Here is an 18979-nt window from a genome sequence, read left to right on the forward strand (position 1 = left end):
TCACTTTACCTGCATAAGTAATGGTGTATTTGTTTCGGATACTTTGCGCATGCGGAAGGTAAGGTGCATGAGGCTCGTGCTTAACTAGCATGTAGGATGTATGTAGCTCTGGCGCCCATCAGCCTCCGAGGGGCGGTCGCTGGGAAACCAATCTGAATAACGATATTGGTGGAGACTTTGGCTCCCCGCGGAGGAATCTAATGAGAATTGGCTTGATCGGGATTAATCGATATGCGAAGTTTCTAAACTTCGCATGTAATCTGCATATCTACGCATTTCAGCAGTTCCTCGCCGAGAACGGGTACGAGTCGACGATCCTGGATTACAAGCCCGTGTATTATGGAAACTTCGACATGAAGCATCCTGCTCGCGGTGCTGAGGCTGCCTATCGTGAGGTTTTACTTCGTGATCCCAAAACTCCCGAGGAAAAGCGGGCGCGACGTAAGGACCTTGCTAAATGGGCAAATTTGGCTATGGGCTATCGAAGCGCTTATGTTGAAAGAGAGCGACGTTATGATAAATTCGAAGCTTTCATCGATCAGCATTTGTCGTTCACTGAAGAAGTCTATGATTCTGATCTGCTCGAGGTTCAAGATCCGGGCTTTGACGTTTATATTTGCGTGACTGATGTCATTTGGCAGTCGCTTCCAAAGTATGTTTTTGATCGAGCCTTTCTGCTTGGAAGCAAGGCTTTCGAAGGAAAGCAAAAAATCGCGTACGCGGCGAGTCGAGGAGCTTCCAAGGACTTCTCCGAGTCTGAGGCCGAGTTGTTCTTCGAGTATTTGTCCGATATAGATGACATCAGTATACGTGAACACGATTTTAGTGAATATATTGAAGACAATTCCGGTCTATCTGCACCTGTCGTTGCCGATCCCACCCTATTGCATGATAAGCAGTTTTGGCAGCGAGTTTCCACTAAGCCTAAAGAGGAACGCTACCTGTTACTCTATTACGTAATGGAACAGGCGAAGGACACGATTCAGAAGGCTGTGGATTATGCGAAGCTGCATGACCTAACGATTGTTGAGCTTTCTGACCGGCCGTTCCGTCACGGCAAGGTCACTGATCCTGACGTTAAGCATGTTTCCCGATATGACGTGGGGCTTGAGGAATGGCTCGGGTATATTGAGAACGCGGAATGCGTGTTCACGAACTCGTTTCATGGTTGCTGCTTCTCGCTGCTATTCGAGACTCCATTCTTTGCAGGACCACGGAACGGGCAGAAGGTGCCTAATTTCCTGTCGATGTTTGGGCTGTCAGATCGACGCTTCGGTTCTGACAGTGATGTACGCGAGTTCTCTCTAGATGTGGACTTCGGAACTGCGAAGAAGGTTCTTGAGAAGGAACGACTTGTATCTAGGGATTTCATCCTGTCAGCACTGGGGCGCGCCGAAGAAAGCATGCTTTCCACCGAGAATGGTCTCGTTGCAGAGAAGCATGAGAGGCGTCGTCATTCATTGCGGTTCCCCACCCTGTTCCATAGCGGATATGGCGGCGAAGCCGTTTCTTTAGTCGATTCTCGCCGAAACGGACAGCGTGTTGAGCTACAGCACTTTGAGGATGGCTCGTTCGAGTATATGCAGCCCGGCGTGCGTTACGTCAATGACGGGGCCTCAAGAGTCAAGCTATCGAACCAGTTTGTAGCTCCCGGTTACCGGTTCGAAGGTTGGACAGTGCGCTTCAGGGTTGACAACCGGTGGTTCTGGGTTCTCAAAGATGGCTCTATTGCCGTAGGCGACGAGTACGGTAAACGACTTGAACGTCGGAAGCTTGTTATTGAGGAACTTGGTGCGTTGCCGCATCTCCCAGTTAACCATGTGAGTGTTGCCGTGCTTACGGCACGTTGGGTACCAAAGGCTTCATTTGATAAGCGCGCGAAGGCATTTCTGAGTAAGCCGCGCGAGATTCCTGGAAAGCTGATTCGCAAGATCCGACAGCTCGCAAGACGATAAGAGGGCCTGACCTGGCCTGATTCCGAGTCCCGGCGGCGTGAACTTTACTCCGAGTTGTCACATGTGTTCGGAGAGCACCTGAATTCCAGATAGGTCATCAGCAAGTTCGTCATGCAGTTGTTTGGAATAGGAGGCCGTCAAGTGATGTGAGTCTCGCCATACGACTGCGCCGTCATTCACTGGCAGGCACCCGTCCTTGCCTGGACACAGTTCCTCGTTGAGGTTGATGGTCTCGGCTCCGGGAAGCCTCTCAACCGCCATACGCTCTGGTTGTGGGAGATTCTCAACGGCCTCCTTGTAGCTGACATCGCATCCGGCTGGATCACTCAAGTTTTCAAGAAGGCAGTCGGGAACGTCGTGGGTTAGCTTCGGGGTATCTCGGATGACGATTAGTTCCGAACCGGCGTCGAGTACCGGTTCCCAAGCAGCAACCATTCCATCTGCAAGCTCGGCTTCTCCTGGTGTGCCGGGCCCGCGTTCGAGTATCTCGTCCCCTTCCATCACATAGTTGCGAGAGTAGTTAGACGTGATGACGACCTCGGGGCGCTCCTGCTGAATCTTGTCTTGTAGCTTGTCGTTCCAGTCTTCACATGAAGGGTAATCATTGCCTTGATTGTCGCTTTGTTCATTGATTGAGAAACTGCAAGCGCGCTTCCCATAGAACGTGAGTCGCCAGTTGTGATCATCGGCAATCTCCTGAAGCGCGGGTACCCAATGAGCGGCATGCGAGTCTCCCACTAGATACACATCGAACGCTTCGTCGTCATTTGTGAGGACGCAGTCGCCGAGTGCAGAACTGTCGTAGCTCGCGTAACACTCCGAGTTGTATATCTCAGGCAGGTCGTCGCGTGCTGAATCTACTTGATCTTCAGTGAGTGGATCTGCCGTCGTCCCGCAAGCAGTAAGAGCGGTGAGCAGGCCGATGACGGCAACTAGACGTGCAGTTTGGCCCCAAGCACCTGTGGTCGACTGTCCGCTATGCATGTTCTCCTTAGCCCGTGATCCAAATCGACGCGTTCGTGCGCATCGTCGAGGGTAACAGGAGGTCCCTAGGGGTGGCGCCCAGTAAGAAGTGACACTCCGTTTGTGTTTCGTCTCACTTCACTAGCGAATCGAGAGCCCGGCGGAAGCGTTCTACCTGTTCATGGTCTGCTCGAAGTAGACACCAGTGAGGTCACTGTAGGCAGCAATGCCGTTCTGGAATGGCATCTCCTTGATGCCGCCCTCGTCTGCGGATCCCGACGACCTTCCCATACGAAAGCCCCAGGGCCCGGCTGGCCCGCCTGACAGCCTGTAGACGCGCAAGAACGGGCCATTGAACAACGAGGTAGTTTGACCGGAAGAGCGCGATACCATGATGAGTCCCTTCTCGAACTCCTGGTAGCTCCCCCCACCGTTCTCAGTAACTTCAACCTCATTGCCGAGTGGACGACCAAATTTTGCAGGAACTTTGTCGTATGTCTTGCGGATCACCCCGGCTACCCGAACTTCATCACCCAAGGGCGTTTGCAAGAAATCAGATTTCACGCGTTGGAGTTCGCCGACGGCCTCATCGATCGGCCCGTCGAAGACGACGCGACCGTGCTCAAGAACGATGCCTCTCTGGCAGAGCCGTTTCACCTGGCTGGCGTTGTGGCTCACGATGAACATGGTCTTTCCCTGCTTCTGCAGTTCAAGCATCTTCGCTTCGCATTTCTTGCGGAACTGAGCGTCGCCCACGGAGAGGATCTCGTCGACGAGCAGCGTGTCGAGCTCTGTGTGGACGGCGACGGAGAATCCGAGCCGAGAGTACATGCCCGATGAGTACCGCTTGACCTCGGTGTCAATGAACTCACCGATCTCGGAGAACTCGAGAATGTCGTCGAAGCGCGCGTCGGTTTCCTCCTTCGACATGCCGAGAATGGCGGCGTTTAGGTAAACGTTTTGCCGGCCGGTGAGGTCGGGGTGGAAGCCGGCGCCGACCTCGAGCAGACCTGCCATTCGGCCGCGTGTGCGAATCCATCCCGTGTCGGGCTCCATAACCCCTGACAGCAATTTCAGCGTGGTCGACTTGCCCGATCCGTTACGCCCCATGAGCGCGATCGACTGCCCAGGAGGCACCTCGAAGCCGACGTGGTCGACTGCATGGAAGTCGGAGGAAGACTCTTTCCGCTTGATCGCGCCGATGAACGCCTGCTTGAAGGAGTGGGCATGCTTGATCTGGAAGGTCTTGCTCACATCATGGAAGACGATCGCGGGTTTCTCCGGCGTCCTCTGGTCGAACTGGTGTGCGTCAGAGTCGCTGGGCAAAGGAACCCTCCAACTTTCGGAAGACGAACTGGCCGATCACGAGCGTGCCGATCGCTATCGCGCCGCCGATCGAGCCGTAGGTCAAGAGATCTGGTCTAACTGGCTCCGACGTCATGGGGAGCGACTGCCAGAAGGTGGTGTGGAAGAGCTCGACGGCACCGGTCATAGGGTTAGACATATAGATACGCATCAGCCAGTCGGGAGCGCGCTCTGCGAGCATCGTCCATGAATAGAGCACGGGAGAAGCCCAAGTCGCGAACATGAGGATGATGTCCACGAAGTTCTTCGCATCACGGTAGGCCACATTGATTGCTCCGAAAAAGAGACCCAGGCCGAGAGCGAATGTCAGGATCATTGCCACTCCAGCGACGAAAGTCAGCACTTGCAACCAGCTCAGGGTCCACCCGCAGAGGATCGTCACGACCAGCAGCAGAGCGGTCTGCGGAAGGAAGTGAATAAATGCGACGCCCAGCGCTGACACTGGGAAGAGCTCACGGGGCAAGTAGATCTTGCGCACAAGAGACTTGTTGTCGACGATCGAGCTGGTCGTATTGCGCAGTGCCTCACTGAAGAGGTTCACCGCGACGATGCCCGAGAAGAGGTAGATCGGGAACCACTCGAGGCCGCGGTTGGCCTGCAGAATCACACCGATGACAATGTAGTACATCAGGAACTGGGCGCCGGGGCGAATGTATGACCATATCCAACCCAGGGCCGACCCGTAGTAGCGAGTGGTGATGCCCTTCCTCAGCAGTAGGCTGAGTAGATATCGATGCCGGAATACGCCGAACAGGCCCTTACTGGTGCCTGGTGTCGTGTACTCCGGATCGTGCAGCACCGAGTTCTCGCTCACGAGAACAGCCTATAGCTCGAAGTGACCGGTCGGAGACCCTTGTGCGAGCGCCACCAGGCGATCACAGGGCGGAATGCAGCAAGTTCTTCGGGAAGCTCCGAGCTTCCAACACTATCGATAAGCAGGTCGCCGGCGGCATAGCGCAAGGAAAGCCACTCCGCGACCTTCTCGGCGTACCCGGCGCGTTCGAGGCCGACGGCGTTGATGCCAGTGAGACGCGGGGGAGTCCCATAGACCTTCGAGAACGGCGGCACGTCGCGAGTGACCGGTGTGCCCATGCCCACCATCGCGCCGGGGGCGATCACGCGGCGCTGGTGCACAACCGCGTTCATGCCGATGTTCACTCGATCGCCGATCGTGCAGTGTCCGCCGATTGACACACCGGCCGAGATTGTGACGTCGTCGCCGAGCAGCACATCATGGGCGAGGTAGGCGCGGTTCAGCACCCAACTGCGTGCCCCGACCGTAGTCTCTCGGTGGCTGCCCTGATGAATGATTGCGCCCTCGCGAATCACGGCCCCCTCGCGAACACGAACGCCTGCGTGGGCCAGGTCGCCATGCCAGGCTGCATTCTGTGGCAGCGACGATATCTCGGGTGGTGCTCCGATCTGGACGCCGGGGCCGATCCAGACGTCGTCTTCAACGGTGCACGGACCGAGGATTACCGCCCCTGGACCGATGGCGACGTTCTCACCGACTTCGACGCCATCGCCAATGAATGCAGCGGGGCTGATGCGGTTCTCGGGCACCGTCTTAGCTCACTCGATCAAGGTGAACTGTCTCACCCGTGCGCGCAGACTCGAGGGCGGCTTCGGCAACCCGCAGAGTCTCGAGTCCCTCGTGTAGCGTGACAGCCTCCTGGCGAGTACCGAGGATCGCATCACGGAAAGCCTCGTGCTCGCTCCGCAACGGCTCCCGCTTATCGAGCGCGAACCGAGTGACAGTACCCTCGCTCACCCCCCGGAAGGTCGTCATCGCCTCCCACGTGCCTTGCGTGGTGCCGTTCTCGTGGAACGTGAGGTCTGCGGTCAACGTGTCGGCGATGAACGCGCCACGCTCTCCGGTGACGACCGTGAGCCGCTCCTTGAACGGGGTCAACCAATTCACGACGTGGTTGACCACGATGCCGTTCGCGAGCTTTCCCGTGATCGCCACCATGTCTTCGTGCTCGCGGCCACTGCGGTATGCGGTCTGTGCGGCTACCGAGGCGTAGGGCGACTGGGCGAGCCAGGCCGTGAGGTCGATATCGTGGCTGCCGAGATCTTTCACGACTCCGACATCGGCGATGCGTGCGGGGAAGGGGCCCTGGCGCCTGGTCTGAATCTGGTAGACCTCACCGAGGTCTCCGTTCGAGATGCGCTTGCGCAGGCTCATGAGCGCGGGGTTGAAGCGCTCAACGTGCCCGACCGCAGCGATACGTCCGGCATTGTCGAAAGCCTCGACGAGACGGGTCGCCGCCTCGATGCTGTGTGCGACGGGCTTCTCGATGAGCGTGTGGATGCCCGCCTCGGCGAGCGCGAGGCCAACCTCTTCGTGAAACTTCGTCGGCACCGCGACAACTGCCGCATCGACGCCGGCGTCGATGAGCCCCTGCACGGAGTCGAACATCGGCGTTGAGCCGGCGACGCCGTGCGGATCACCCATGGCGTCGGCGACCGCGACCAGGTCGATGCCTTCGACCTCGCGCAGCACCCGGGCATGGTGCCGTCCCATCATGCCGAGGCCGATCAGGCCGTACGTGATGCTCATAGCTGTTCCCCGCCTATCAGGTCATCTAGAAGTTCGAAATACCCAGCCAGTCTACGGTCGAAGCCCTGTCAGTTCGACGGGAGCACCTCAGTCGCATCCGGTGACTTCGTACAGCACGGCATCGCCTTCACGGTCGACTTCTGTGAGCACATCAGGGTCTGTGAGGCCTGAAATGCCCGAGAACGGTTCGGCACGAGGAGTCTTGCTGAACACATAGCGGGTGCCGAAGTCGAGCACAAAGTTCACCTCGAGTTCGTTTGCAAGCGCGCAGGCTTCGGCGGACCCGTCGCCAAGTTCCGACGTCAGTTCTGTGTAGCGGCTGTCATAGGAGCCGGAGGTGTGCGGAACCAATACCTCGTAGCCGGCAATGGCGTAGGCGAGTGAGCCACCGTTCCATGGGTTCGTCGCCAACGTCTCGCCTGCGGGTACATGCTCAGGCAACCGCTCGAGCAGGGCGCGTTCGTCGGGGCTGAGCAGCTGCGACTTGTCACTGGCCGTGTACTTCGTGCTCACGTACTGGATGCCTGCGTGTGCGCCAGCGCCCTGGGTCATTGCGAGAAGCAGGGCGATGCCGAATGCCGTCATGACCCAGGCGATACGTGTGCGATGGGGCGATGCCGACGCGACGATCAGACGGCGTTGCCCGAAGGCGAAGCAAGAAGCGACGGCGGTGCCGCCGAGAACGGCAAGCGGCAATGCTCCGAGCGCAGCGAGCGCAGCGAGACGCCACGGGTCGTTGTACCAGGGGCTCAGCAGCAGCGTGCGCCACCAGCTCCCCGGGAAGCCGAACGCGACGATGAACGCGAGGGAGAGCAGTACCGCGGTGCCGACGGTCCAGCGCAGAGACGCGCGACGCCAGGCGACAATCACGCCGGCGAGCACGAGTAGGGAGACCGGCCATGCGTGACCCTCCAGATGCGGAGTCGCACCGAGCACATCGATGAGAGCTCCGAGAGGCCCTCGTCGCCCCTCCCAGGAGTTGTCGCTCGTTCGGCCGAGATACCAGGCGACAAGTGTGATGACCGCAAAAATACCCAACCCGAGGACGACCGCGATACGCCGCGCAGGGCCGGGGCTTCGAGGGTTGCCCAGCACTCCCGAATCCTGGAGCGTTGGTGCGCCACGAAGGGAGCGAACGGCGGCGAAGAGCACGGGGAAAGCTGTCCAGAGCAACGCGACGTGCAGCGCGTTGGGGTGAGCGAGCGTTGCGGCCCCGAACCCGCCGATGAGCAGCAACCACCGGGTGCCCGAGGGCAATGGATCTGAGCGGCGCGCTTGCCCGAAGTTGAGCAGCTGCAGCGCTGCGACGAAGACGTAGGGGAGCAGTGCCGTCGAGAGCAGATTCGGGTAGAGCACACCGAAGCCGGCCAGAGCCAGTGGGAAACTGGGGAAGGCGGCGACCATGACCCCAGAGACGACTGTTGCGATGCGGCCGGGGCCTGCGATGGCGCGCCCGAGTGCGACGGCGCCCAGAGGCCACACGACAGCGCAGACGGTAAAGAGAACTGCATTCGTCGCGAGGGGAATCGACGTGCCCGTGAGCTGCACGACGAGCGCAACGAGCCCGTGCCACAGGGCCGGGTAGAAGGTGCTCTTGCCGGGGGTGGCGAGATCGAGTTCGAAGGGTGAGGCGCTGCCTGAATCGAGCACCAGCCGCACCGCATTCAGGTGGAACACCGCGTCGTACGTCTGGGATACCGCATCCGCGGTCTTCAAGCTCATCACGAGAGCCATCGCGATCGCGGCGCCGCCGATGGCAGCACTCCCGACTGGAATCCAGAAACCGCGGTTCCGTGCAGAGGCTTTGCGAGAGGGGGTAGCGGGGGCCGGGGCACCGATCCAGCGGCGCACGACCAGCAGGATTGCGGCGAGCACGAGTGCGATGGCGAGCGGAGGCAGTAGCCCCCAGGGCACGCCAGCCAAGCCCGCCAGGATCGCGGAGAGGGCCAGAACCGCAAAGGCAGCGGGAACCGCCACGATCACGATCGCGAAACCACGCAACCGAAGGGCCAGAGCAGAGGGCAGGCCGAGCACCGCGATTACGGCGAGTGCCACAGCAACGGGCACGATCAAGGAGAGCCAGGAGATCACGGGGTCGACTCGTCTCCATCGTCGTCAGGCTGTTGCGTTTGTCGTTCGAGTAGTCGGGCTTCGATGAGGGCAACCGAGCGCGCGAGCTCGGTGACTCTCGCCTCGCTCCGGGCTTTGCTGCGCACCGATGCCACCGCGAACATGAGACTTGCAATGATGAAGACGTAGAGCAGCAGGTCGGTGCCGCGGCCGATGCCGAAGAAGTTCGCGATGATCGTGAGAATCGAGGGGAAGATGATCGCCAGCACGGCGGCAATGACGAAGAGGATCGTGTAGATCCGCTTGAGCGCGAGCGATCGCTCACCCGGCATGAACTTGCCAACGAGCGCGGCCGCGATGACGACCGCTGCGATGAGCAGGAACTGGAATACTGACATCTGCGCTCCTACCGAATGACCAGATCGACGAGGATGTTCACCGAGTTCAGCAGCGACTGGCCCTTCGCCTTCGAATAGTCGGAGTAGATGACTTCGACGGGTTGCTCAGCGTAGGGCAGCCGTGTCTTTGCGAGTTTGGCGACGATCTCGGTGCCGTGAGCCATCCGATCCTGCTTGAGGCGGACGAGACGCAGCGCGTCATTGCGAATGACCCGCAGCCCGTTGTGCGCATCGGTAAGTCGAGTCTTTGTCGTCACGTTGGTGACCCAGACGGCTGTTTTCAAGACGATCTTCTTGAGAATGCCGGGCTTGGTGCGTTCGTCGAGGAAGCGCGATCCGAAAACGATCGCGAGATCTTCCTTTCGAGCTCGAGACACCATGGCGAGCGCGTCCTCGACCCGATGCTGTCCGTCTGCATCGAACGTGACCACATAGCGTGCCCCCTGTTCGAGCGCATAATCGAAGCCAGTCTGAAGCGCCGCCCCCTGTCCGAGGTTGATCGGGTGGGTGACGAGGGCGGCACCGGCTGCCTGCGCAATGGCGCCGCTCCCATCCTTCGACCCGTCGTCAATACAGACCACGTTCTGAAACACGGGCTTCAGCCCGGCAATCACATCTGCGATCACCGCAGCCTCGTTGTAGAGGGGGATGACGACCCATGTATCGGGGTTGCCCGAGAACGCGGACGACGGCGCTCCGGCAGCAGATTTCATGGGGCCTATTCTGACAGACCCCCATGGGCGTGCGTTTGAGAGCAGCGCACATGAGTAGCAGGCATGTGAGAGGAAGACGTCACACTCCTGCGAGGCATGTCGTTCTCGTCATTGCATGTGCTCTGCAAACAAGGGGACGGACTTGAGCTGGCGAGCGAACTCTCCCTGCAGCTGAGCGGCGAAGGTCTCGGTCAAGTGGTGCTTGTCGCGATAGATCACTGTTGCAGCGTCGGACGCATAGCACTTGTCGTCACGGCAGATGGAATCGTTCAGATCCACGAGGTCCACCTCGGGAAGCTGTTCGGCAGCGAGGAGTTCAGGCTGTGGCCGGTCCGTCACGCCCTCACTGAATGTGATGAAGCAGGCTTCGGGGGCAGCGAGGTTTTCCGCCAGGCACTTGGGGCCCTTCTCCTGCAGACGGGGGTTGTCGACGATCGCGACGACCTGCGTGCCGTTCTTGAGCAGGGGCTTCCAGGCGCGAACAAGCCCCTCTGCGATGCTGGCCTCCTCGGGGCTGCCGGTCTGCAGCTCATCCACTCCGAAGAACTCGTTCAGGCCCTTGCTGTTGTTGTACATGCCGCTGATGATGGCGTCCGGCTGCTGAGCGAGCAGCTCTTTCTCAAGGTTCTCGCGCCATTCGATGCAGCTCGGGTAGGTGCTGACATCGACTTCGTCTGGGTTGGCCGCCTGAATCGGGCAGGAGCGCTTACCGATGAAGGTGAGCTTCCAACCGTGCTCCTGCGCGATCGGCGTGACCGTGGGAACCCACTGGGCCGCGTGGGAGTCGCCCACGAGGTACACGCTGAAGTCCGAATCGGGGTGGGTAAGCACGCACTCAGCAGGGTCGGCGTACAGCTCTGCGCTGTCGCGTTGGGCGTAGCAGCTTGTGTCGTAGATCGTTGAGACGTCGTCGGGGGCAGCCTTCACGGTCGCCTCATCGACTCTGGGAGAGGCGCAGGAGGCGGTTGCGCCGAGAAGTAGCGTAGCGAGAGCGAGTTTGATGAGGGACTGAACTGGGTGTTGCAAGTTCTCGTTCTCCCGGAATGAGCGGAGATGGTCGTTCACAGTATGTCATTTCGGAATTATTTCCGAGGAGTGAGCGGTGTGGAGAACCCGATCGGTATCCTGGTCGAGCGTCGGCATCGACGTGACACCGGCGCGACACCGTGAAAGGTCTTGCATGACTCTCGAGTTCATTCCCGCGGCCAAACCGATCATCGGCGACGACGAGCGCGAAGCAGTCGACCGCGTGCTCCGCAGCGGCATGATCGCCCAGGGGCCGGAAGTAGCGGCCTTCGAGACGGAGTTCGCGGAGCATTTCGCGAACGGCCGCACCACGGTCGCCGTGAACTCCGGCACCAGTGGCCAGCATCTCGGCCTGCTCGCGGCAGGCGTCGGTCCCGGCGATGAGGTCATCGTGCCCTCCTTCACCTTCGCCGCGACCGGCAACTCCGTCGCCCTGACCGGTGCGACACCGGTCTTCGTCGACATCGAACCCCGCTACTTCACTCTCGACCCCGAAGCCGTACGCGCGGCGATCACGCCGAAGACCAAGGGGATCATGCCGGTGCACCTCTACGGTCACCCCTTCCTCGCCGACGAGATCGGTGTGATCGCCGCAGAGCACGGGCTCGCCATCTACGAAGACGCGGCCCAGGCGCACGGCGCCAGCTGGAACGGTCGCGCCGTCGGCACGCTCGGCGACTTCGCCATGTTCAGCCTCTACCCGACGAAGAACATGACCTCGGGCGAGGGCGGCATGGTCGTTTGCGCGACCGAAGAGCTAGCCCGCGGTGTGCGCCTGCTGCGCAACCAGGGCATGGAGAAGCAGTACGAGAACGAGGTCGTCGGTTTCAACGCCCGCATGACCGACATCCACGCAGCCATCGGCCGCGTGCAGCTCTCGAAGGTCGATGCCTGGACGAGCACGCGCCAGGCCAATGCCGCGGTGCTGAACGCGGGCCTCGCCGACATCGAGGGGATCGGGATCCCTGCCGTGGCAGAAGAAGCCGTGCACGTGTACCACCAGTACACGATCCGCGTCGACGCAGCCGAGCGCGACCGCATCAGGGAAGCGCTGCGAGAGGAGCACGCCATCGGCTCGGGCGTGTACTACCCGATCCCGAACCACCGCCTCCCCTCGCTCGCGCATTTCGCGCCGGGGCTCGAACTGCCCGAGACTGAACGCGCCGCGAGCGAGGTGCTCTCGCTGCCGGTGCACCCCTCACTGAGCGCGGGGGATCTCGAGCGCATCGTTGCGGGAGTCGCCGCGGTCGCCCGCGCCGGCGCGTAGACGGGGCAGCATGCGCGTCGCGATCACCAGTCGCATCTTCGAGCCCGAGCCGAGCGCGGCCTCGTTCAGGCTCGGAGCGCTCGCGCGAACCCTCACCGCGGCCGGGCACGAAGCCACCGTGCTCACCGTCAAGCCCCCGAAAGGCACCCCGAACGCTGACAGCGAGCGCCGATACCGTGTGCGACGCTTCCCGGTGCTGCGCGACTCAACCGGGTACGTGCGCGGTTACGTGCAGTACATGAGCTTCGATATTCCCCTCTTCTTCCGCATCTTGTGCGGGCCGAAGCGCGACCTCGTGATCACTGAGCCACCCCCGACCACTGGGTTCTTCGTACGGCTGGCCTGCGCGATGCGCCGCACCCCTTACGCCTACTACGCGGCCGATGTCTGGTCTGATGCCGCCGAGTCGACGGGGGCCTCCGGGCTTGTGGTCTCGGTCGTGCGTCGTATGGAGCGCTTCGCCCTCTCCGGAGCACGCGCGGTGCTCTCCGTCAACGCAGGCGTTAGCGACCGAGTTCGCGAGATCGCCCCAGCCGCACTCGTGCACACCATCGGCAACGGCATCGACACCGCGGTGTTCACTGCCGACGGGCCGATTCAAGACGACGCCCCATATCTGATCTACTCGGGTACCGCGTCGGAGTGGCAGGGAGCCGCCATCTTCATCGATGCGCTCGAGCGCGTGCTCCCGCAGCACCCCGGCATCAAGCTCGTGTTCCTCGGGCAAGGCTCCGATTGGCCCGCGTTGCAGGAGCATGCGGCGCGGCTCCCCGAGGGCGCCGTCGAGTTCGTCGCCACCGTGCCACCCGAGGTCGCCGCAGCCTGGATTCGCGGCGCCGTGGCGAGCGTCGCCTCGATTCGGCCCGACGCCGGGTACGACTTCGCATTTCCGACCAAGGTCTTCGCCTCCTGGGCCGTCGGCACCCCGGTCGTCTTCGCCGGAGAGGGGCCGGTGCGCATCTTCATCGACGAGCACGCCACCGAAGCCGCACTCGGCGAAGGATGCCGGTACGACGCCGAGGCGGTCGCGAAAGCGCTCGGCCGCCTCCTCGCCGCAGCGCCCTCCTCGAAGCAGCGCACGGCAACCGCCGAGTGGGCCTCCGAGAATGTCAGCCTCGACGCCGTCGCTGAACGCGCCGTGAGGATCCTCACTGAGGAGGGCCCCCAGTGATCGCGGCGATACGACGCAGGATCGCCGATGCGCTTGCCATCGCGAGACTCAAGCGGGCCGGTGCACCGTTCCCACCCGTCGCACCCGTGACGTCGGACGACGGATTCGGAGAGCACCGATCTGAACGCGTCTTCATCGGACCCGCGAACAGCGCCGGGCAGGGATACCGCTGGGCCCGCGCCCTCGAAGCCGTGCGCCCGGGAACACGGGTCACGAGCATGGCCTTCCAACGCACACAGAACCCCTTCGCGTACCCCATCGACCAGGCCGTGCCCAGCGCGTACGCCGCGCACTCGCCGGCCTGGCAACGACGACAGCACTCGGCACTCATCGGCGACTACCGGGCCGCGATCATCGAGTCGGCCCAACCGCCATTTTCCCGCTACCGTGGGCTCGACGCCGTCGCCCAGATCGCCGAACTGCGCGACGCCGGCATCGCATGCGCGCTCCTCTTCCATGGCAGCGACCTGCGCGATCCCGACCGGCATCTCGCGAACGAAGCCCACTCCCACTTCGGGGCCGACCCCGACTTCTGCACCCGCATGCGACAGGTCACCGCCCGCAGTAGACGGGTGATCGCTCAGTCGGGGCTGCCCGTCTTCGTCTCGACCCCAGACCTGCTGAGCGAGGTCGACGGCGCGCGCTGGTTGCCCGTCGTGATCGACGTCGACGCCTGGACGGTCGACGCACCCCCGTTGCCCGACGGCCGGATTCCGCGGGTCGTGCACGTCCCGTCCGACTCCTATGTCAAGGGGACCGAGCTGGTGCAGCCGATGCTCGAACGTCTGCACGCCGCGGGCACCATCGAGTACCGTGCAGTCAGCGGTGTGCCGCACGCCGAGATGCCCGGCATCTACCGCGAGGCCGACATCGTCATCGACCAGTTCCGTGTCGGCAACTACGGGGTGGCCGCCTGCGAGGCGCTCGCCGCCGGCCGCGTCGTCGTCTCCCACGTCTCAGACGAGGTGCGCACCCGCACCCGCGAACTTACCGGAGCGGACCTGCCGATCATCGAAGCGACCCCTGACACACTGGAATCAGTGCTGACGGGTATTCTGGGGGATCGATCCGCGGCGCGGGCCCGAGCAGCGGAAGGGCCGGCCTTCGCGCGGGCCTGGCACGATGGAACCCGAAGCGGCGCGGTGCTCGCCGACTGGCTGGAGGAGCACGAGTGAGAGACATCTGGACAACGCTCGCCCGCCTCTTCGACGTCCTGCCGAAAGGCGCCCGAGGCTTCTACATCCGCTACTCGATCGTCACGAGCCTGCTCGCGACTCTCGACGTCGCCGCGCTCGGTCTCATCACGGCGCTCGTGACGCCGATCGCAACCGGCGGCACGTCGACGCTGCCGGTGATCGGCGCGATCCCCGACGAGAACGTGCCGTGGGTCATCGTCGCCATCTGCGGGCTGTTCGTGCTCAAGAGCGTGCTCGCCCTCACCCTGCACTGGCGGGCGACCCGACGCTTCGCGAAGTACGAGCTCGAAGTCGGCAACCGGCTCTTCCGCGCCTACACGCACTCGAGCTGGGAGGTGCGCTCGACGCTCTCGACCGCCGAGATCACCCGCATCGTCGACAGCTCGATGGCGAACACCAACCTCGGCTTCATTCTGCCGATCTCGCAGCTGCCGAACAACGCAGTGACGTTCGTCTCGATGCTCGCCGTGCTCGTCATCGCCGAGCCGCTCTCGGCGTTCGTGGCGGTCGGCTACCTCGGCATCGTCTCGGCCGTCATGCTGCTCGTGGTCTCGCGCAAGGCCAGGCAGGCCGGGCGCGTGAATCGCGAGTACGCCTACAAGGCGGCGAGCGTCATGACCGAGATGGTCGACGCGATCAAAGAGGTCACGCTCCGTGGCCGGCTGCGCGAGGCGGGCGAAGTCGTTTCAGGGTATCGCCGAGTCGCGACGAAGGCCCGGGCGAACATGTCGTTCCTCGGCGTCGTGCCGCGGTACGCATTCGAGGCCGCCCTCATCGGCGGCTTCATCATCGTCGGAGCGGTCGGTTACCTGCGCCCGGGCGGCGGTATGGGGGCCGCGGTCGTCGCGATCTCGCTGTTCGCCGCAACCGGCTTCCGCATGATCCCCGCCATGAACAACGTGCAGGCCAGCTTCACGAACGCGTCCGCGAACATCGTCTACGCACGCGATGTCATCCGTGAGGTCACCCGAGCCGAGCAAGACGTGCAGCTGCGCTCCTCGGAGCGACCTGAGGTCGAGTTCCCCGAGTCTCCGAGTGCACTCGTGCTCAGCGACGTGCAGTTCCGCTACCCGAAGGCGGAGGAAGACGTGCTGCACGGCGTCTCGCTCGAGGTGCCGTTCGGCAAGCGCGTCGCGATCGTCGGGCCGTCGGGTGCGGGCAAGTCCACGCTGATCGACCTGATTCTCGGGCTCAGCTCTCCGACCGGCGGGTCGATCACCGTCGATGACACCCCGATCGAGGCCTTGCTGAAGCAGTGGCGCGGACGCGTCGGTTATGTACCGCAGAAGGTTTCGCTCTTCAACGGATCGATCGCGCAGAACGTCGCCCTCAGCTGGACCGACGACTTCGACGAGGGCCGCGTCATCGAGTCCCTGGAGCGTGCCCAGCTCGGCGACCTGCTCGCCGACCGCGGCATTCACGTGCCGATCGGTGAGCGAGGCACGTCGATCTCGGGCGGGCAGCAGCAGCGCCTCGGCATCGCGCGTGCGCTCTACGCAGACCCGATGGTGCTCGTCTTCGACGAAGCCACGAGTTCGCTCGACACGGCGACCGAGAACAAGATCACCCGAGCAATGGACGACCTCGCCGGCGAAGTGACCTTCGTGACCATCGCGCACCGCCTGTCGACGATCAAGGACTACGACTCGGTCTGCTACGTCGACCGCGGTCGGGTGCGCGGCCAGGGCAACTTCCACGAGCTCATGGAGCAGGTGCCCGACTTCCGGGTGCAGGCAGAACTGGCGGGGCTGGCATGAGCGAACTCCCGCGGATCCTCATCATCTCTTTGTCGAACATCGCGTCGGATGCGCGCGTGCTCAAGCAGGTGCGCTACTTCGCGGGTACCCACCGCGTGGTCACCTGCGGATTCGGCCCGGCGCCCGAGGGTGTCGAGCGGCACATCTCGCTGGAGAAGCACGAAGCGAAGCCGCTCGTGTTGTTCCGCGCCGCGCTCATCCGCGCGCATATGTACACAGCGGCATATTGGATCACCCCCGCGGTTCGCGCCGCCCGCAAGGAACTGCGGGGTGAACGGTTCGACGCGATCCTCGCCAATGACCTGGACACCGCCGGTCTCGCGCTCGCTGTTGCCGGCGGGGCGCCGATCCACCTCGATCTGCACGAGTACTGGCTCGGCCTGCACGACAACAACCCGGCCTGGGTGAAACTGCGCAAGCCGTTCTACACCTGGCAGTTGCGGAAGCACGCGACGCAGGCCGCTTCGGCGACCTCGGTGAGCGACGTCATCTCCCAGCGATACCGCGACGAGTTCGGCATCGACAGCGGCGTCGTCGCGAATGCGAGTACGTACCAGGTGATCAAGCCGAGCGAGGCGCGCGAGCCGCTCAGGCTCGTGCACTCCGGGGGAAGCCAGCCGAGCCGGCGCATCGAGAACATGATGCGTGCGGTTGCCGCGAGCCGGAACGCGACGCTCGACCTGCTGCTCGTCGGGGGCGGTACCGCCTACTACGAGAGTCTCGTCGCGCTCGCTGAGGAGCTGGGCGAACGGATCCGCATCCTCCCACCCGTGCGGCCGGACGAACTCGTCGGCGTGCTCAACGGCTACGACGCAGGCCTTCACGTGCTCCCGCCGACGAACACGAACAACGCGCTCGCGCTGCCCAATAAGTTCTTCGACTACGTGCAGGCGAGGCTCGCGCTGGTCATCGGCCCGACCGCGTCGATGGCCGACCTGCTGCGTCAGCACGACCTCGGCGTCGTGACCGACGACTTCGAGGTCGAATCGCTCACGCGAGCCATCGATTCGCTCACGGCAGAGCAGGTGACGCGATACAAGCAGCACGCTCACGCGGTGGCGGAAGAGCTCTCGGCCGAGCCGCAGAACGCCGTCTGGGGGCGGGCCATCGAGCGGCTCGTCGGGGGCGGCGTGCGTAGCGCGGATGCCGGCGCGGGCGAGAACGCTGCAGGAGGCGAAGGATGACCAGACCCGTGATGATCTTCCACGTGCCCTTCCCGCTCAACCCCGAGGCGACGAGCGCGAGCGGGATCCGCCCCGTCAAACTGCGGCGGGCCTTCGAATCCAACGGCTACGAGGTGCTCGAGGTCTCGGGTCGGCACCCCGAGCGGCGTGCGCGCATGCGCGAGCTGAAGCGCCGCATTCGTGACGGGCTGCAGGTCGACTTCGTGTACTCCGAGGCATCGACCACACCGACCGGGCTCGGCGAGAAGATCACGACCGCAACGAGCCTCACCCGAGACATCCGCTTCCTGCGTTTCTGCCGCAGAGCCGGTATTCCGGTCGGCCTCTTCTACCGTGACATCTACTGGCAGTTCGACGAGTACGCCGAACGGGTCGGCCAGCCGTATACGAGCGTGCTGCGCTGGCGCTACCGCGCGGACCTGCGCGGATACCGCACCGCCGTCGACAAGATCTACCTGCCGTCGATGCGTATGGCGGAGTACCTGCCCGAGGCCAATCAGCCGCAAGCAGCGCCGCTCCCGCCTGGGTCTGACAGCGTCGATGCGCCGTCGCCCGATCCCGCCACGGGCATCTCGCTCTTCTACGTCGGCGGCACCGGCGGCTACTACCGGATGCAGGAGACCGTGCGCGGCGTGGAAGCCGCACGGAACGGGCGGCTCACGATCTGCACCCGCGAAGGGGAGTGGCAAGAATCGGCCCCGCTCTACGCCGAGGTGCTCGGCGACTCCACCACCGTGGTGCACCGCTCGGGCGCTGAGCTCGAAGCGCTCTACGCCGATGCGCACCTCGGAGTGCTGCTCATGGAGCCCCTCGAGTACCGCGAGTTCGCCGCTCCCATGAAGCTGTACGAGTACCTCGGCCACGGCAAGCCGATCATCGCGACCGAGGGCAGCCTTGCGGGCGACTTCGTCGAGACCCACGGCATCGGCTGGGCGCTGCCCTACGACGCCGACGCGCTGCAGGCGCTGCTCGAACGCCTCGCCGCGGATCCGCAGCTGCTCGAAGACAAGGTTCGTCGCGCGCGTGAGGTGCGCGACGAGCACACCTGGGAGGCACGGGCGCGCGCAGTGGCCCTGGAGCTCACGCCGTAAGGACTGCGAGCTTTAGTACTCCGTGCAGCCGTGGGCGAGGGCATCGCCAGCCTTGACGCGGGTCGGGGCATCGAACTCTCGATGGATGAGCTTGACGACTGCCTGGCGGCGCGAAGTCGGTTGGCCACTGAGCGGGTAGCAGCCAGGGTCGCGTGACGTACCGCCTGAAGTTCGGCGAGGAAGCCCAAGCCGATATCGACGACGTCTTGGAGTGGTCCCTCTTTCGTTTCGGCGCATCCGTTCGAGACGGCTACCACTCT

Annotated in this window: 16 protein-coding genes; 7 read left to right on the top strand and 9 right to left on the bottom strand. The window is 62.9% G+C overall.

What is annotated here, in order from left to right; translation table 11 throughout:
- Positions 1-200: 200 nt before the first annotated feature.
- On the top strand, positions 201-1955 hold the full coding sequence (locus ACUYV6_RS02515; RefSeq protein WP_449277065.1) for a polysaccharide pyruvyl transferase family protein: 1755 nt from the start codon (positions 201-203) through the stop codon (positions 1953-1955).
- A 57-nt stretch (positions 1956-2012) separates the two neighbouring features.
- Here ACUYV6_RS02515 and ACUYV6_RS02520 read toward each other — a convergent pair whose 3' ends face one another.
- From ACUYV6_RS02520 to ACUYV6_RS02560, 9 genes are all read right to left on the bottom strand, one after another.
- Complete coding sequence (locus tag ACUYV6_RS02520; protein WP_449277066.1) at positions 2013-2939, bottom strand: SGNH hydrolase domain-containing protein; 927 nt, start codon at positions 2937-2939, stop codon at positions 2013-2015.
- Positions 2940-3089: 150 nt separating this feature from the next.
- Positions 3090-4244, bottom strand: a complete 1155-nt coding sequence (locus tag ACUYV6_RS02525; RefSeq protein WP_449277067.1) for an ATP-binding cassette domain-containing protein — start codon at positions 4242-4244, stop codon at positions 3090-3092.
- Positions 4228-5097, bottom strand: a complete 870-nt coding sequence (locus tag ACUYV6_RS02530) for an ABC transporter permease (protein WP_449277068.1) — start codon at positions 5095-5097, stop codon at positions 4228-4230. The genes ACUYV6_RS02525 and ACUYV6_RS02530 overlap by 17 nt, the downstream gene beginning before the upstream one ends.
- Positions 5094-5846, bottom strand: coding sequence for a DapH/DapD/GlmU-related protein (locus ACUYV6_RS02535; RefSeq protein ID WP_449277069.1), 753 nt, complete (start codon positions 5844-5846; stop codon positions 5094-5096). The genes ACUYV6_RS02530 and ACUYV6_RS02535 overlap by 4 nt, the downstream gene beginning before the upstream one ends.
- 4 nt (positions 5847-5850) lie before the next feature.
- Positions 5851-6846, bottom strand: coding sequence for a Gfo/Idh/MocA family oxidoreductase (locus ACUYV6_RS02540; protein ID WP_449277070.1), 996 nt, complete (start codon positions 6844-6846; stop codon positions 5851-5853).
- Positions 6847-6933: 87 nt separating this feature from the next.
- A complete protein-coding gene (locus ACUYV6_RS02545; RefSeq protein WP_449277071.1) occupies positions 6934-8937 on the bottom strand; it encodes a DUF6541 family protein in 2004 nt (667 codons plus the stop codon).
- The gene (locus tag ACUYV6_RS02550) at positions 8934-9314 is read right to left on the bottom strand and encodes a DUF2304 family protein (RefSeq protein WP_449277072.1); all 381 of its coding nucleotides are present in this window, start codon (positions 9312-9314) and stop codon (positions 8934-8936) included. Before ACUYV6_RS02550 ends, ACUYV6_RS02545 begins: the two co-directional genes overlap by 4 nt.
- Positions 9315-9322: 8 nt before the next feature.
- A complete protein-coding gene (locus ACUYV6_RS02555; protein ID WP_449277073.1) occupies positions 9323-10027 on the bottom strand; it encodes a glycosyltransferase family 2 protein in 705 nt (234 codons plus the stop codon).
- Positions 10028-10135: 108 nt separating this feature from the next.
- Positions 10136-10954, bottom strand: a complete 819-nt coding sequence (locus tag ACUYV6_RS02560) for an SGNH hydrolase domain-containing protein (protein ID WP_449277074.1) — start codon at positions 10952-10954, stop codon at positions 10136-10138.
- A 253-nt stretch (positions 10955-11207) separates the two neighbouring features.
- On the opposite strand from ACUYV6_RS02560, the gene ACUYV6_RS02565 reads away from it, so the two are divergent.
- Genes ACUYV6_RS02565 through ACUYV6_RS02590 form a run of 6 tightly spaced genes read left to right on the top strand, consistent with a single transcriptional unit; the run spans position 11208 to position 18719 of the window.
- Positions 11208-12320, top strand: a complete 1113-nt coding sequence (locus tag ACUYV6_RS02565) for a DegT/DnrJ/EryC1/StrS family aminotransferase (RefSeq protein ID WP_449277075.1) — start codon at positions 11208-11210, stop codon at positions 12318-12320.
- Between the two features lie 10 nt (positions 12321-12330).
- The gene (locus ACUYV6_RS02570; RefSeq protein WP_449277076.1) at positions 12331-13491 is read left to right on the top strand and encodes a glycosyltransferase family 4 protein; all 1161 of its coding nucleotides are present in this window, start codon (positions 12331-12333) and stop codon (positions 13489-13491) included.
- A complete protein-coding gene (locus ACUYV6_RS02575) occupies positions 13488-14666 on the top strand; it encodes a hypothetical protein (RefSeq protein ID WP_449277077.1) in 1179 nt (392 codons plus the stop codon). Before ACUYV6_RS02570 ends, ACUYV6_RS02575 begins: the two co-directional genes overlap by 4 nt.
- Entirely contained in the window at positions 14663-16444 is a 1782-nt protein-coding gene (locus ACUYV6_RS02580) for an ABC transporter ATP-binding protein (protein ID WP_449277078.1), read from the top strand. Before ACUYV6_RS02575 ends, ACUYV6_RS02580 begins: the two co-directional genes overlap by 4 nt.
- The gene (locus ACUYV6_RS02585; protein WP_449277079.1) at positions 16441-17628 is read left to right on the top strand and encodes a glycosyltransferase; all 1188 of its coding nucleotides are present in this window, start codon (positions 16441-16443) and stop codon (positions 17626-17628) included. The genes ACUYV6_RS02580 and ACUYV6_RS02585 overlap by 4 nt, the downstream gene beginning before the upstream one ends.
- Positions 17625-18719 carry a glycosyltransferase gene (locus ACUYV6_RS02590; RefSeq protein ID WP_449277080.1) on the top strand — a complete coding sequence of 365 codons (1095 nt, stop codon included), beginning with the start codon at positions 17625-17627 and terminating at the stop codon, positions 18717-18719. Before ACUYV6_RS02585 ends, ACUYV6_RS02590 begins: the two co-directional genes overlap by 4 nt.
- The last annotated feature ends 260 nt before the right edge of the window (positions 18720-18979 follow it).

The sequence above is a fragment of the Leucobacter sp. GX24907 genome (genome assembly GCF_053567335.1).

Excerpts from the sequence above, each read along its gene's own strand:
- ACUYV6_RS02515 (WP_449277065.1), top strand. The coding sequence starts at position 201 with ATGAGAATTGGCTTGATCGGGATTAATCGATATGCGAAGTTTCTAAAC.
- ACUYV6_RS02520 (WP_449277066.1), bottom strand. The coding sequence starts at position 2,939 with ATGCATAGCGGACAGTCGACCACAGGTGCTTGGGGCCAAACTGCACGT.
- ACUYV6_RS02540 (WP_449277070.1), bottom strand. The coding sequence starts at position 6,846 with ATGAGCATCACGTACGGCCTGATCGGCCTCGGCATGATGGGACGGCAC.
- ACUYV6_RS02550 (WP_449277072.1), bottom strand. The coding sequence starts at position 9,314 with ATGTCAGTATTCCAGTTCCTGCTCATCGCAGCGGTCGTCATCGCGGCC.
- ACUYV6_RS02555 (WP_449277073.1), bottom strand. The coding sequence starts at position 10,027 with ATGAAATCTGCTGCCGGAGCGCCGTCGTCCGCGTTCTCGGGCAACCCC.
- ACUYV6_RS02565 (WP_449277075.1), top strand. The coding sequence starts at position 11,208 with ATGACTCTCGAGTTCATTCCCGCGGCCAAACCGATCATCGGCGACGAC.
- ACUYV6_RS02570 (WP_449277076.1), top strand. The coding sequence starts at position 12,331 with ATGCGCGTCGCGATCACCAGTCGCATCTTCGAGCCCGAGCCGAGCGCG.
- ACUYV6_RS02585 (WP_449277079.1), top strand. The coding sequence starts at position 16,441 with ATGAGCGAACTCCCGCGGATCCTCATCATCTCTTTGTCGAACATCGCG.
- ACUYV6_RS02590 (WP_449277080.1), top strand. The coding sequence starts at position 17,625 with ATGACCAGACCCGTGATGATCTTCCACGTGCCCTTCCCGCTCAACCCC.